The following is a 14457-nucleotide window of genomic DNA, read 5'->3' as shown; positions in this document are numbered from 1 at the left end:
CTGGAGGTTGACCACAGCCACGACATCGCCAAGGGCGGGTGGTCGGAATGCCCCGAGCTGATGATCCCTGTATTCGAACTGCTATGCGGTGAAAGCGACGGGACGACACGGGAGGCGCAACGCGACCGGCTGTTCGGCGGCGCATGAGGCGCACGCAGGCTGGCTCAGCTGAGTCGCTCGCGCCGCCGAGCACTGGCAGTCGACGGCTTCAATCGCTGATCCGAAGGTGGGGGACTGGCGGTGCGCGAGATCGGCTGCTGCGGTGGACTTGTGAGGCCTGTCGGTCTGCTGACGGGCCATCAAAGTCGAGGCGGACCTCGACCGCTGCGAGTGGGCAGCATCACGCGGTGTGGCTCACAACTGCGTTGTGATTGCAGCCGCTCTTCGATAGACATGAACTCTGTGCCGGAAGGTGCCAGTGGTACGGGCGCAGATCTCAACGAGCCACGCTCACATGACACTTCGGGGGTAAGTGCATGAAGTTCGACATGGGCAGTACGGCCCTGTCCGACCTCGGCAACAGCACAACGGGATCCAGCGGCGATCTGGGCACGCTGATCAGACTGCTGATCGCGGCGGCCGATCCGCTGGAGGGCAAGTTCAACGGAGCGGGCAAGGCCGCATTCGATTCGTTCAAGTCTCGTGCGGACGAGATTACAGGTGCCCTAAACGGGTCTCTGCAGGCGATTCTCGGCGGTCAGACGGGCATGGACGGCGCGTTCGGAACCGGTGACCAGGAGCAAGAGAGCAACGCCCACCAGAACATGGGGTCAGCGAACTTCGATGCCGCCCGTTTCGGCGCGCGCTGAAGCGGCAGGGGGAATCCACGATGGGACAGAACCAGGACCGCCGGTCCTACGACACCGGTGCCTCAGTCGAGGTGCAGGGTGGCATCCAGGGGATCATCGGCCAGTTGGAGCAAGTGCTCAGTGACCGTGACCGCGCAGTGAAGGCGGCGATGGCCGACTTCACTGCCGACGGGGTGTCAGACGAGTACCACGGCAAGGAACTCCGCTGGCACCGAGCCGCCAACGAGGTGCGGGACATCATCCGCCTCGTCCGCTCGACGCTGGAGCAGAACGACGGCACCGCTCAGGCGACTCTGGCGAAAGCCAAGGCGGCGGTCGACAACATCGGCTGACGACGGTCTTGCCGGTGCCTCGGATGACGGCATCGGCTGACGGCACCTGCGCACGGTGTCGACTGACAAAAGTGCGCGCCCAGTGGGCAGGGGTGCGTATACGGGGTGTTTGATCAGGGGGTTTTCGTCGTGGGATGGGATATCTCGCCCTCCGGGGTGCAGGGCGTCCTCACCAAGGCAGGCAAGGCGGCCGAGGGGCTGTCGAACGCAGGCAAGACGCTGGAGACCACCATGACCAGCGCAGCGAAGTCAGCAGGCACCGTCACCCAGGGCGGTCATGAGAAGGACGGCACGATGGGCCTGGTGGCGGGAGCCCTGGGCCAGTTCATCGAGGCCCATCAGCGCCGACTGGCGTACATCGCCGCGCGTACCTCCAATTCGCTAACTGGTGCGGCCAAGGCGACCAACGCCTATGTGCAGGGTGACCTGGACATGGCTGCCGACGCGCAGCGCGAGGCGCTCAAGGAACCCAAGATTGATCTGCCGGGTGTCGGCGACGGCAAGGGGGCGAAGTGAGCGACGCCATCAACCCCTCCGAGATACCGCAGTTCACCGGGGATCTGGAACAACTGGAGACGGACACGCTGGTGCTCACCGCGGATGCGGTGATGTTCCGAACCTCCGGTGCCTTGGTGCACTCCGAGTTCCAAGGCCTGTCCGCCTTCTATGCCGCCCCCGAGGCGGAGAAACTGTTCGCGACCACCGCTCCGGTCAAAGCGGACTCGGACTTCTTCGCCGACCAGCTGGAGACTGTCTCCTCAGCACTGGACGCGTACGCCACGGAGGTGCGGCCGCTCGCGGCCAAGCTCAAGCGGCTGAAGGAAGAGGCCACCACTTTCGTCGGGGACATCAGGGGCGACGAGCACTGGAAGGACGACGAAGACAAGGTCGACAAGAACAACGACCTGCTGCACGACGTCAATTCCACCGTCGCCGCGTTCTGGGAAGCCGAACGCACTTGCGCGAACAAGATCACCGCTCTGTTCTGCGGCACGCATTACGTGGTTGACGACGGCTCCCACGGCAAGAACATGTACGGCTTCAAAGGTGACGACCTCGACCACGCCGAGGGTGTTCCCTGGGGCTCAAAGGTGGAGGAATCCCACCGCTGGTGGGAGATCGGCCACTGGGCGAAGTCCTTCGTCTGGGACGGCATCATCGTTGACGGCGTCTGGGGCACCATCCGCGGCCTGGGGACTCTGGTCGGAGTGGACGGCTGGGACGCCGCCGGGCAGGCGTGGACCGGCCTGGCCAAGGTGGCCACCGGCCTGGCCATAACCATCACGCCCGGCGTCAACATCGCCTTCTGGGCCCTGCCCGACGACAAACTGCCGAGCTGGGTTCGTGATTCCCGTACCGCGCTGAAGGAGACCGGCAAAGCTCTCGTCGCCTGGGACGAATGGGGCAAGAACCCCGCCCGTGCTGCAGGTGCGGTGACTTTCAACGTCGTCACCACCGTCTTCACCGGCGGCACGGGCGCCGCCGCGAAGGGTGGGGCGGTCGCCAAGGCTGTCTCGGTCGTCGGCAAGGCAGGACGACTGATCGACCCCATCACGTATGTCGGCAAGGCCGGCAAGTTCGCCACAGTCAAGGTCGGCGACCTGTTCGCGAACCTCAAGAACGTCAACGCCGGCGTTTACACCGACCTGGCAGCCGGGAAGTTCAGCCTGCCCCAGAACGCGGTCGTGCTACCCGACAACACGGTCAAGCTTGTCAACCCCGAGGGCAAGACGGTCTACCTCAACAGCAAGACCGGAGCACTGCTCGACCAGAACGGCAAAGTCGTCCAGAACATTGACGACATCCCCAGGGAAGTAAGCGCCGCCGAACGCGGGGCCGACCACACCCCCGCGACACCCCATCACGATCCCGTCAGGGTGGGCCCAAGGGAACCCGTCGCGGTCGGGGCTCACGTTGGCGACAACTTCCCCGGCGGGCGCGACCCCTCGCCGGCCCATGGCGAATCCGGCTCGTCCGGTCACGGTGACGGATCGCGGGTCGGCGACACGCCCCACAACGGGGCGCCCAATGCTGGTCATGTCGCTGGCGGCGGCGCCGGTGATGTGACGCATGGCGGCGCTCACCCGGATCAACATGGTGGTGGGACGAGTGGCGACAACCGCGGGACGGCTGGCCAGGGTGGCACCTCCGCCGACCCCAGTGAAGTCATGCGTCGGCAAGTCGACCGGGCCAACAACGAGCCGGGGTATTTCGAGAAGTACTACAAGTCCAACGGCAACCGGCTCAGCACTAAGGTGGCCGACGAAAGCGGACTCGTTCCACCCCAGCTGGTGAAAGATCCCGCTGGCAAATGGATCTCGGCTTCCGATGCACCGCCACCGCTTCCGGAGAAGTACATCGGAGGTCCCCTCAAGACGGGCCGGGGAACAGCGACCGCCGAGGCCCTCCACACACTCGACGGTGCGGCGCGCACGCGTCACTCCGCGATAGCCGCGGACCAGCTGGCCGAAGACACCCTCAAGGACGCCAGGAAGGCGCTCGGAGAGACGGACACGCCACTGAGCCAAGCAGCAGCGGATGCAGCGGATGCTGCACACAAACCGCTGCACAGGCACATGTCGGAGGCGAGTGAGGCGTACGGCGAGGCCATAGCCGAGCACCATGTGATTCCCGAGCACTACCCGAATTCCACACGGGAGACGCTTGACGGGCCCGCGAACGGCAACGACCAGTTCGACCAGGTATGGCGGCGCGAGGACGGAAGCTATGTGGTGGTCGAAGCGAAGAGCAGCGTCAATACGGACCTAGGTGCGCGCAATCTTGCGGACGGAAAACGCGTCATGCAGGGAACCAAGGAGTACTTCAACGACATTCTTCGCGAGATGCGCGAACGGGGACGCTACAACCCGAGTGAACGCCGACTGGCGCGGGAGCTCAAGAAAGCCCTCGCACAGGGCAAGCTGGACTACATCCTCGTTAAGGGAAACGCCAACACCGGCCAGTACGCTGGATACACCATGCGTAAATTCGACATCGGCTGACAGGAGTACGTGGTGATGGTGAGGGTGCCCCGACATGGCAGCCCTGGGCCCGACGACGAGGGCTACGCGCAGGAGCTGGGCGAGGACGTCGCCGACACGTTCGGCACGCTGGAGCAGTCTCCGCGCATGTTCGACATCGCGCTGAGCGAGGCACTCACGTATATGCAGGCCCGCCTTGCGGTCAATCCGGACGGGTCCGGTATCGACACCTGGGAAGCCGTGGTCTCGGCGATGCAGGTGGGGTCCGCGCTGTTCGCAACGGCGAGCGCGACCGAGGGAACCGTGCAGTACCGCATCAACCACGAACTGCGGACCATCCCAGCCACAGGACCACAGTCCTACGCCAACGCAGGAAACTGGCTCACCACGTTCTGGCTTGCCATCGTCTGCCGTGACCAGAACCGCATGAACCAGTTGTGCGAGGTGCCGCTTGAGCTGCTGCGCGCCTCCGGTCAGGAGTACGACGAGTACATCTATCACTGGGTGGACGCTCTCCAGGCGTACTGGCTGGAACGGCCAGGACTGCTCGACAAGCTCGTCGCGGCGATCGAAGCGTCCTACCCGAACATCGCCCGTATCGCCGACCGGGATCTTCTGGAGAAGATTCTTTACCAGCCGATCAACCTGTTCCACCGCTTCCTTCGCAAGGACCACGAAGGCTTCAACGCGGCACTCGTGGAAGCTCTCGAGGCTCACAAGGCCTACTGGACCGCCGATGAGAAACGGACACGAAGCGTCCAAGGGCTCGTCGCCCTTGGCCCACTGGCCATCACCTGCCTCGCCTACGACGCAGGCTTCCCGATCGAGGTCGAGTCCGAATACCTGCCCAGTGAATTGCTCAACAGGGCCTGGCTGGGCGAGTTCGAAACGTGACGTATAGCCGCCCGCTGATGCGCGCTCCGCGCGAATGCGGTTCATGGTTCTGGGACCTTGAAGAGGTAGCCCCACCCGGCCTGGAATCCGCGCTTGTCATGGCGGCACGGATGGCAGAAGTTCTCGGCGAGTACGGCCTTCTGATGCCGCCGCACAGGCTCGAATACGATTGGTACGTCCTCGACTGGGGCGGTATTGGCGTTTCGACCGGCCTGGCACTGACTGTTCCGCTGGGCGACGCGCGTCTGCCTGAACGGGTTCTCCGCAGCCGTCCTTCCGGCTTCCCGAATGCCGAAGTCGACGACGTCCACGTCGTGGGTTCAGGAACCTGGATCGACGCGGAGGGAAAGCCTCATTCCGAGCCTCGCCTGGTGGATCTTTCTGTCTCTCCCGTCCCCATCGGTCTTTCGGCGGAACTCGCTGTACACCACGACATCTGGGGCGAGTTCGACTTTCGTGGTCAGCCGCACGCGGACGTCTGGAAGCATAATGCTCCACGCCTCGCCGCGGCCCTTCAGGCGCTCGATGCAATGCTGGGAGTGGCTGCGGAGCCTGGCGAGGCAACCTATTTCGGTCGCGCAGTGGGGTACGGAATCCATGGCCCTGACGTCGTCGACGGGCGCGGTCCCAACCTCACGGATCTGCTCTGACGGGAGATCGAGCCAGGGGACTTGCCTGGCAAGCTGCTGATACGTGGCTGATGAGTGGCTTCGACAGCCGGGCACACGGACAGAAAGCCAGATTGGTAACAAGGGGTCATGGCAGCGCAGGATTACGACAGTCAGTTGCTGGAGTCGGTGTCGGTGCGGCGCCGACGCATGCGTGACGCCCTACTGTTCGGCGCACAGCGCGCGCGGCGCTCGGCTGACGAGCGCGTGGGCAAGGTGCTCGCGGGACTGGTCATCGCCGCGGTGCTGTGCGCCGGTTGTGTGGGCTGGTCTTTCATCTCGCATCGGCTGATCGGGAAGTCGCCTCTGGGACCTTCGGTGCAGCAATCCACGCCCGCCGCAACGCCCTCGGCCCGATGATAAGTTCGAGCACGTGGTGAGCATGGGGGCAACCAGACGTACGGGATTGAGCCGGGTCACCTTGGTCGGCGAGCGCCGAAGAATAGATCTCGTCCTGCCCTCCCATGAACCCATCGGGCGGCTACTTCCGGATGTTATCCGGCTGCTGGACGACCGGGTGGCGGCGCAGCCCATGCTGCGGCATCTGGTCATGGCCGACGGATCGGTTCTCCCTCATGACAGCACGCTGGACGCGTCCGCCGTGCAGGACGGTGCGGTGCTGCGGCTCGTACGGGTCCAGGACGTGCCATCCGCGCCCGTGGTCCATGACGTCACCGATGAGGTCGCACGGGACCTGGATGTACGGGCCTGGCGCTGGCGCCCGGCCGCGCGGCGGGTAACGGCCGGGGCGGCCATGGCCGCCTGGGCACTGGCTGCCGGAATGCTCGCACGGAGCGAGTTCGCCTGGTCCACGGTCGCCGTCGCGCTGCTGGTCGTGGCCACGGTAACCGCCGTCATCGGTGGGCTGGTCGGCCGCTTCGGTCAGCGTGGCCTCGCGACCACACTGATCGTCACAGCAGGTGCTCTGGGTGTGATGGGAGCGTGGACACTGGCGGACGCGCATGCCTGGAGCGGTGCCCTGCGGCTCGCGGTAGTGGCCGCCGCACTGACGCTGGATCTGGTCCTGCTGGGCTGGTTCTCTCCGCTGGGGCGCGGTGGGTTGATCGGCGCTGCGGCCGTCGCGGTGGTGACCGTAGGCTGGGAACTTGTCGCAGCGGCGCAGGGCGGCGCGGGGTCGGCACAGGAGCAGGCTCGTACAGGTGACGTGATGGCTGTGGCGTCCGTGGTGGTGCTGGGGCTGCTGCCGCGGCTCGCGCTGGCGGCAGCCGGTCTGACCGCTCTGGACGACCGCCGCTCGGGCGGGGCGTCGGTGAGCCGCTATCGGGTGGCGACGGCGCTCGGTGCGACGCATCGCGGCTTGGCGCTGGCCACGGTCGTACTGGCCGTCTCTGGCGCCGCCGCAGGGGTGATGGCGCTCCGGGCTCCGAATGTGTGGACGGTGCTGCTGGCGGTGGTCGTCGCGGCGGTGCTGTGGCTGCGGGCGCGGGCGTTTCCGCTGGTCGTCGAGGTCGTGGTGCTTTTGCTGGCGGGAGCCGCCGTGGCCGTCCGGCTGATCATGGTGTGGTCGCAGCGGTCTGGAGCGTACGGATCGTTGGCCACGCTCGTTGCCCTGGCGGTGATTCCGCTGGCGGTGTTGGCCGTGCAGCCTCCTGAGCATGTGCGGGTGCGGCTGCGGCGGATGGGGGACACCGCCGAATCGGTCGGCGTGATCGCCTTGTTCCCTCTGCTCATCGGGGTGTTCGGCGTGTACGGGCGGCTGCTCGGCACATTCGCGTAGGGGTGCGGCATGTCCCAGAACGACTGGCAGTCAGGCGTGTTGAACGAGCTGGGGGCCCTGAGCACACCACCTGTTCCTGCCGCACCCGCAGCGGAACCGCAGCTCCCGCAATCTGCGCAAGAGCCTCCCGCGGAACAGCCCGCGCATCGCCCGCAGCCCTACGAAAGCGCCACTCGCGGGCCCGCTCCCACGCCGGAGTCCGTACCCGTCCTCGGATCCGGGGCATTCGGCGCTTCGGGTCGGCCTCAGCACGGTGATCCGTTCGCACGGCGCTCCCTGCGCGCGCTGCTCCACACGTTCTCTTCCTCGGCCGCCCGCGCGGTGGCCGAGCGGACCCACATCGCCCAGCAGGTGCAGCAGCCGGTCACCACCGGTCGTCAGATCATCGTGACCAGCATCCGTGGCGGGGCGGGCAAGACAACGGTGGCGGCGCTGCTGAGCCGTACCTTCAATCACTACCGGCATGATCCGGTGCTCACGTTGGAGGCGGATGCCGCGCTCGGCACTCTTCCGATGCGCCTGGGCGCGGAATCCGTTCGCTGGTCACTGGCGGACCTGGCTCAGATCGCGCGGCCCTCGATGCAGCTGACCGACATCACCGGCTATCTCGTCCCGCTGGAGGACGGGGGCTGGCTGCTGCCCGGCAGCCAGGGGCGGATCGGCGCACGCGTGGACATCGCGACGTACCGGACGGTGATGGTGGCGCTGCGCCGCTACTTCGGCGTGACGGTGGTGGACTGCGAGACGCTGCCGGGCGAGGTGGCCCGCACCGCGCTCGACACTGCGCACGCCCGGGTGCTCGTCACCCCGGCGACTGCGGAGGGCGTGGCCTCCACGCGCGCGGTGCTCGACTGGCTCACCTCACTGCCCGTCTCCGTTCTTTCAAGCACCGTCGTGGCACTGACCGTGGCCACCCCGCACGCGGCACTGGACACGACGGCGGCCGTCAAGCAGCTGCGCGAGACGGGGGTGGAGGTGGTGACGCTGCCCTACGATCGGCATCTGGCCGCCGGCGGCGCGATTCGTACACCCCTGCTCTGCGCTCAGACCCGGCAGGCCACCACTAGCCTGGCTGCCGAGGTTTTGCAGCGCGCGGCGGGTGCCCGGTGACCCAGCAGCTCGTCCACCGACCCGCCCGCAGCTCTCGTCCGCTTACCCCCGCCGCCGCGCGCATCATCGAGGCTCCGCCGAATCTGCCAGAAGGCAAGATCGGTACCCCAGCGACCGCGCTGTTGCCGATGGCCGGTGTGATGGGCTCGGTCGTGATGATGACCGTCATCCGCAACAGCCAGTTCGCCGCGGTCGGGGCGATCGTCCTGGTCTTCGCGCTGCTCGGTGCCGTGGCCCTGTTCTGGTCACAGCGCGGCAAGGCACAGCGCACCCGTCGTACGCAACGAGAGCGGTATCTGGAGTATCTGGAAGAGCTGCGCGAGGAGTTGGCGGCTGCGGAACGGGAACTGCGCGATCAGGCACGGTTGCTCAATCCTCCGCCGGCGGCGCTGTACGACATTGTGCGCGACCCCGCGCGGTGCTGGGAGCGGCGCCGCCTCGACGCGGACTTCCTGCGGGTGCGACTGGGTACCGGCGACGTGCTGGTGCAGAACCTGTCGATCGGCCAGAACAGCGGTGGCGTGCTGACCCCACCGGACCGTTTCATGCTGAACGAGGCCGGAGCCCTGCGGTCTCGATTCTCCTGGGCGAACGACTTTCCGCTGACGGTCCCGCTGGACCGGGCGGGCAACGTGAGCATCGTCGGCGACCGTGAGGGGGTCCTGCGGGTGGCCCGGGCGCTGCTGGTCCATACGGCCGTGCTGCATGCGCCGGACGATGTCGCCATCGCTCTCGGCGTCCCCGGCGAGCGGCTGGAAGACTGGCAGTGGGCCAAGTGGCTTCCCCACGCACTGGACGCACAAGACCACGAGGGGCCGGTGGCTGCCCGACGGATCGCGCCCAGCTTGCCGCAGCTGGCCGGTGTGCTCGCTCAGGATCTGCGCCGCCGTGCGTCTTATGCGGCCGAGGTGCGGCGCGGGCTCTCCGACAAGCAGGCCCTGCGGCTGACCGGCCGGCTCATGGTGATCAGCGACGAGTACGGCGAGACGGCAGCTGAACTGCCCCGTCCCGACACGGCCGTAGGGCTGCAGGACATGGGCATCACTGTCCTCCATTTGCTGGCCGAGCAGGTGCACGAGCCGGATGAGGTCTCGGTGCGGATCTCCGTCACGGGCGACCACATCACTGTCGAGGACCTGCGCACGACTGACGCCCCTGCCGCTCAGGGCACTTGCGACGCCGTGAGCATCCCCGGCGCCGAGGGCATCGCCCGCATGATGGCCCCGCTGCGGCTGTCCGCCGAGTCGGTCGCGGAGGGCACCCCGGTGTCCGGCCCGGTGGACTTTCCCGCCCTGCTGGGCATCGATGATCCGGCCGCGCTGGATACCAACCGGCTGTGGGCGCCGCGCGGTGACCGGGACTTCCTGCGCGTACCGATCGGGGTCGACGACCGGCACAGGCCGGTACTGCTGGACCTGAAGGAGTCCTCACAGCTGGGCATGGGCCCGCACGGACTGTGTGTGGGCGCGACCGGCTCCGGCAAGAGCGAACTGTTGCGCACCCTGGTGCTGGCGCTCGTCGCCACGCACTCTCCGGACGATCTGGCGATGGTGCTGGTCGACTACAAGGGCGGCGCCACCTTCGCCCCGTTCGAGCAGCTCCCTCATGTCGCCGGCGTGATCACGAACCTGGAGAACCAGGCCGGGCTGGTCGAGCGGGTCCACACCAGCCTGGCGGGCGAGGTCAAGCGCCGTCAGCAGGTACTGAAGGACGCCGGGAATGTGGCGGACATCGGGCACTATGCCGCGCTGCGCGCAGAGCGGACCGACCTGGAGCCGCTGCCGCATCTGTTCGTCGTGATCGACGAGTTCGGTGAACTGCTCACCGCGAAGCCGGACTTCATCGACCTGTTCCTGTCGATCGGCCGGATCGGCCGGTCGATCGGTGTGCATCTGCTGCTCTCCAGCCAGCGCATCGAGGGAGGCAAGCTCAAGGGCCTGGACACGTATCTCTCGTACAGGCTGGGCCTGCGTACCTTCTCCGCCGACGAGTCGCGCACGGTGCTGGACACCACGGACGCGTTCCTGTTGCCGCCGCTGCCGGGCTTCGGCTATCTCAAGGTCGACACGTCCACGTATACGCGCTTTAAAGCTGGTTACGTGTCGGGCGGTTACCGCGGCCCCACCGCGCGGGACGCAGACGAGCAGGCGCCACTCGCGCTGCCCTACCCCACCTTCAACACACTTCAGGAGCCCGACCCCGTCCCCGACGAGAATCGGCCCGCCGCCACCGCGCGAGAGACCGGTCCGACCGTGATGTCGGTGATCGTTGATCAGCTCCGCACGGCCACCGATCCCGTGCGCCGCATCTGGCTTCCGCCGCTGCCCGACGCCGTGACCCTCGATGCTGCTGCTGGCCCTGTCCAGGCGTCGGAGCGCGGGCTTCACCTCAGTCACCGGCCGGGTGCCATGCGAGTGCCGCTGGGTGTCCTCGACGACCCTGCCAAGCAGTGGCGGGGGCCGTGGGTGCTCGATCTCACCGTGGCGGGCGGCCACACCGCCATCGTCGGCGGTCCGCAATCCGGAAAGACCACCCTGCTGCGTACGATCGCGTTGTCGCTGTCCCTTACGCACACTCCACAGGAAGTGGCGCTCTACGGCCTCGACCTGGCGGGCGGCGGCCTCTCCGCGCTCGCCGGGCTGCCCCATGTCGGCGGCATCGCGGGGCGCGCGGACCACGAGCGTGCCGCCCGCACCGTGGCCGAGGTGCGCGCCATGCTCGCGGCCCGAGAGCAGCTCTTCCGCGAGCATTCCATCGACTCCATCGACCAGTTGAGAAATCTGCGTTCCCAGGGCCGACTGCCCCAGCTCCCCTCCACGGACGTGGTGCTGCTCATCGACGGACTCGGCTCCCTGCGCGACGAGTTCGCGAACCTGGACGACGCGGTCACTGATCTGCTCAAGCGCGGAGGGGGGTACGGCATTCATGTGGTGGCCGGCATGCTCCGCTGGAACGACGTACGCATCGCCAACCAGTCGATGTTCGGCACACGGGTCGAGCTGCGGCTCAATGATCCGGCCGACTCCGGCGTGGACCGCAAGCTCTCCGAGACGCTGTCGCCCGACACCCCCGGCCGAGTGCTCACCGACAGCAAGCTCTTCGCCCAGGCAGCCCTTCCCCGTATCGACGCCCAGGTGTCCACCGGGGACCTCGGGCCGGCCTTGGAAGAGGCAGCCCGCACGATCCGCGCCACCTGGCACGGCGAACTTGCCTCTCCGATACGGGTGCTGCCTACCCGCCTGGACTGTGCGAAGCTGCCATCGGCCGCCGCGGAACCGCGGAAGACGCCCATTGGTGTCGATCAAGACACCCTCGCGCCTGTGCTGCTGGATCTGTTCGAGCACGACCAGCATCTGCTGATCCTCGGCGACAACGAGTGCGGCAAGACCAATCTGCTCAAGCTGATCTCCCAGCAGCTCATCGACCGCTACCGGGACGAGGAACTTGTCTTCGCCGTCTTCGACCCGCGACGCGGGCTGCGCGGCGTGGTCCCCGAGCCGTACCGGGGCGGCTACGCGCACAACGCAAAGATCTCCGCGGGGCTGGCGGCCGGAATCGCCAAGGAACTCGATAAACGGCTGCCCGATGAAAGCGTCGACCACGATGCCCTCACCGACCAGCTCGGGTTCACCGGTCCCCGCATTGTCATCCTCGTCGACGACTACGACATCCTCACCACCGCGGGGCAGCAGCCCCTGGCCCCATTCCTGCCGTACGTCTCCTCCGCCCAGGACATCGGACTGCACTTCATCGTCGCCCGCCGCGTCGCCGGCTCCTCGCGCGCCCTGTACGAACCGTTCCTGACGACCCTCCGCGAAACCGGCACCGCCGCCCTCGTCATGACCGGCGAGCGCGGCGAGGGCCAGCTGTTCCCTGGCCTGTACGCCAGCGCCCAGCCCCCGGGCCGCGGCACCCTCGTACGCCGCGGCCGCCCCCACCAGCTCATCCAGACCGCCCTCGCCCACCGGGACGCACCATGACCAAGGACGTCATCGCCCTCACACCGAGGATGCCCGACACCTGGGCCCTACTGGCTGGCCTGTACGCCGGAGGGCCCGACCTCGACGTGACCGCCACCGCCGACGGTGCAGTCATCCAGCTCTGCGGCCATGGCGGGCGACCCGTCGTCTCCGTCGAGGCGCCCGTCCTGGTCCAGGTCCCGGGCGAGATCGCCCGACTCCTGGGCACGGAGGCAGCCGCTGCCGTGGACACGCCCGTGTGGTGGACCGAAACCCGCGCCTCCACCGCCGTACCCGAAGCCGAACGCTTGGCGGGATCTGTCGTGGGCCGGCTGACCGCCCTGCTCGGCGGCGCCTCCTGGCCTCCCGGAGCGACTGCGCTCGATGTTGTCCCCGTCACCTCCGGCCTTGCCGCGGTCCCCGCTCCGAGCGACGCACTGCCGGCCGTCGACGTGGTCACCGATTCCACCGCTGTCGTACTCGCCGACCGACGAGTCATCCCACTGACGGCCTGGCTCTCCGACGTACTGCGCACCACTGCCAACACCAACCGCGCCCTGCAGATAGTCACTCCGCCACACGCTCAGCTCAGCCTGCTCACCCGCATGGCACTCAGCGGCGCGCCCAACCGCTGGGTCGTCCAGGACACCGACTGCGGCTACTACGACGGACTGTCCGGCGCCGTACTCCGATGGCAGGAAGGTACGTTCGCCCCTGCACGTACGCAATCAGGCGCCGCGCACGTGGCCAGGGCGTTCAGCCGCGTAACGGCCTCCAAAGAACGCCAGCTGACCGTCTCGTTCCGCACCCGGTACGACGCCGATGACGATCTGCTGCTCGGCCGCTCACTGGAGACCGCCTGGCAGCTGCTCACGGGCGCGCCGCCCGTCGGCTGGGGCACAGCCGAACCCGTCAACCTGCCATGGTCCACCAGGCAGTTGACCGATCTGGCCCGAAGCCGTGTCCCCGAGCCGACACTGCTCACCGCCGTCGGCCATCCGGACCGCCCGGCCATCGCAAACGCGCGGATCACCCGCACCACGGCGGGCGTCGAGGAGGACATCACTCTCACGCTGGGCTACGGACCGGGCGAGACCGTGCCGCTCGACGCCGTCGAGGCCCTCGCCGCCGCCCTGGTCGCCCAGCACAGCCTCACCACAATGCTCACCACCGTCCGCCCGGCACGGCGCGACCTGGCCGTCCCCTCACACTTCGAATCGCCGCCCGTCCCGGTCGCCTTCACGCTCGGCGCGGACGCGGTCGCCGACACCACTCTTACCCACGCTCGCCGCCCCCCGCTCCCTCTCCGCCCCGTCCAGCTCGGCCCCTCCACGCACCCGGCCCTCCACTACGTCCTGGGCGACGGGACGAACGCGGAGACGTGGAGCACGCTCGACGTACTGACCCAGCACCTGAAGGCGGCGACTGAGCCCGTGTAATCCGTTCCACCGTCGCGGCCCACAGGGCGCCTCGGTCGGCGCCTGAGTTGTGAGCCGGACGGCCTTTCCCTCCAACTGGCCGCCCACGTGGGGCTGGTAGGACACGCAAGATCCGGAGGACGGAGCCTCTGCGCGTCGGAAGGGAAATCCGCTGCGCGGACGTTCGGGTCCCTTTTCAAGCTGGCGAGATCGCTCTCGTCCCCTTCGGTCCTGTCCAACCGGGACGCATTCGGGACGCGGTCAGGACACAAGGACAGGCACAAACCGACAAGGACGAAGCAGCACCGGCACGGTTCGCCTCACCTGACCAGCAAAAACGTCGTAGATCGGCGTAGATCTACAAGGGCCGCCAAGATCCCCAAAGGACTCATAATCCGTCGGCCGTGGGTTCGAGTCCCACCCGCCCCACCACAGCAGTGCCCTGACCTGCGGAAACGACTTTCCTTGAGCTTCGGTACGCGAAGTGGGGCTCAACGGAGAGAATCCGCTGCTCAGGTCTTCGGAGGATGCTGTTCCTCATGTTGCTC

The 14457-nt window shown here is 67.4% G+C and carries 11 protein-coding genes; all 11 read left to right on the top strand.

Translation table 11 applies throughout. The features are described from left to right. Positions 1-476 precede the first annotated feature (476 nt). Positions 477-809, top strand: coding sequence for a hypothetical protein (locus FBY35_RS29305; RefSeq protein ID WP_142216961.1), 333 nt, complete (start codon positions 477-479; stop codon positions 807-809). A gap of 20 nt (positions 810-829) precedes the next feature. Next, a complete protein-coding gene (locus FBY35_RS29300; RefSeq protein ID WP_142216960.1) occupies positions 830-1141 on the top strand; it encodes a pore-forming ESAT-6 family protein in 312 nt (103 codons plus the stop codon). A 129-nt stretch (positions 1142-1270) separates the two neighbouring features. Then, on the top strand, positions 1271-1657 hold the full coding sequence (locus FBY35_RS29295) for a DUF6507 family protein (protein WP_142216959.1): 387 nt from the start codon (positions 1271-1273) through the stop codon (positions 1655-1657). Continuing rightward, entirely contained in the window at positions 1654-4143 is a 2490-nt protein-coding gene (locus tag FBY35_RS29290; protein WP_142216958.1) for a hypothetical protein, read from the top strand. Before FBY35_RS29295 ends, FBY35_RS29290 begins: the two co-directional genes overlap by 4 nt. A 12-nt stretch (positions 4144-4155) precedes the next feature. Then, positions 4156-5016 carry an immunity 49 family protein gene (locus FBY35_RS29285; protein ID WP_186357096.1) on the top strand — a complete coding sequence of 287 codons (861 nt, stop codon included), beginning with the start codon at positions 4156-4158 and terminating at the stop codon, positions 5014-5016. Between the two features lie 17 nt (positions 5017-5033). After that, the gene (locus tag FBY35_RS29280; RefSeq protein ID WP_142216956.1) at positions 5034-5666 is read left to right on the top strand and encodes a hypothetical protein; all 633 of its coding nucleotides are present in this window, start codon (positions 5034-5036) and stop codon (positions 5664-5666) included. A 108-nt stretch (positions 5667-5774) separates the two neighbouring features. After that, positions 5775-6044, top strand: coding sequence for a hypothetical protein (locus FBY35_RS29275; RefSeq protein ID WP_142216955.1), 270 nt, complete (start codon positions 5775-5777; stop codon positions 6042-6044). Between the two features lie 22 nt (positions 6045-6066). After that, entirely contained in the window at positions 6067-7422 is a 1356-nt protein-coding gene (gene eccD, locus FBY35_RS29270; RefSeq protein WP_186357095.1) for a type VII secretion integral membrane protein EccD, read from the top strand. A 321-nt stretch (positions 7423-7743) separates the two neighbouring features. Next, entirely contained in the window at positions 7744-8532 is a 789-nt protein-coding gene (locus FBY35_RS29265) for a type VII secretion protein (protein ID WP_313904717.1), read from the top strand. Next, positions 8529-12512, top strand: coding sequence for a type VII secretion protein EccCb (gene eccCb / locus FBY35_RS29260; protein WP_142216952.1), 3984 nt, complete (start codon positions 8529-8531; stop codon positions 12510-12512). The genes FBY35_RS29265 and eccCb overlap by 4 nt, the downstream gene beginning before the upstream one ends. Further along, positions 12509-13930: a DUF6177 family protein gene (locus tag FBY35_RS29255; protein ID WP_142216951.1), complete on the top strand. Its 1422-nt coding sequence runs from the start codon at positions 12509-12511 to the stop codon at positions 13928-13930. Before eccCb ends, FBY35_RS29255 begins: the two co-directional genes overlap by 4 nt. Positions 13931-14457: the final 527 nt, after the last annotated feature.

This window comes from Streptomyces sp. SLBN-118 (genome assembly GCF_006715635.1).
Lineage (GTDB): Bacteria > Actinomycetota > Actinomycetes > Streptomycetales > Streptomycetaceae > Streptomyces.
The sequence above is the reverse complement of the archived record's forward strand: the minus strand, read 5'-3'. Positions and strand labels throughout refer to the sequence as shown.

Coding starts and splice junctions, on each gene's coding strand:
- FBY35_RS29255 (WP_142216951.1), top strand. CDS start 12,509: ATGACCAAGGACGTCATCGCCCTCACACCGAGGATGCCCGACACCTGG.
- eccD (WP_186357095.1), top strand. CDS start 6,067: ATGGGGGCAACCAGACGTACGGGATTGAGCCGGGTCACCTTGGTCGGC.
- FBY35_RS29280 (WP_142216956.1), top strand. CDS start 5,034: ATGCGCGCTCCGCGCGAATGCGGTTCATGGTTCTGGGACCTTGAAGAG.
- FBY35_RS29305 (WP_142216961.1), top strand. CDS start 477: ATGAAGTTCGACATGGGCAGTACGGCCCTGTCCGACCTCGGCAACAGC.
- FBY35_RS29275 (WP_142216955.1), top strand. CDS start 5,775: ATGGCAGCGCAGGATTACGACAGTCAGTTGCTGGAGTCGGTGTCGGTG.
- FBY35_RS29300 (WP_142216960.1), top strand. CDS start 830: ATGGGACAGAACCAGGACCGCCGGTCCTACGACACCGGTGCCTCAGTC.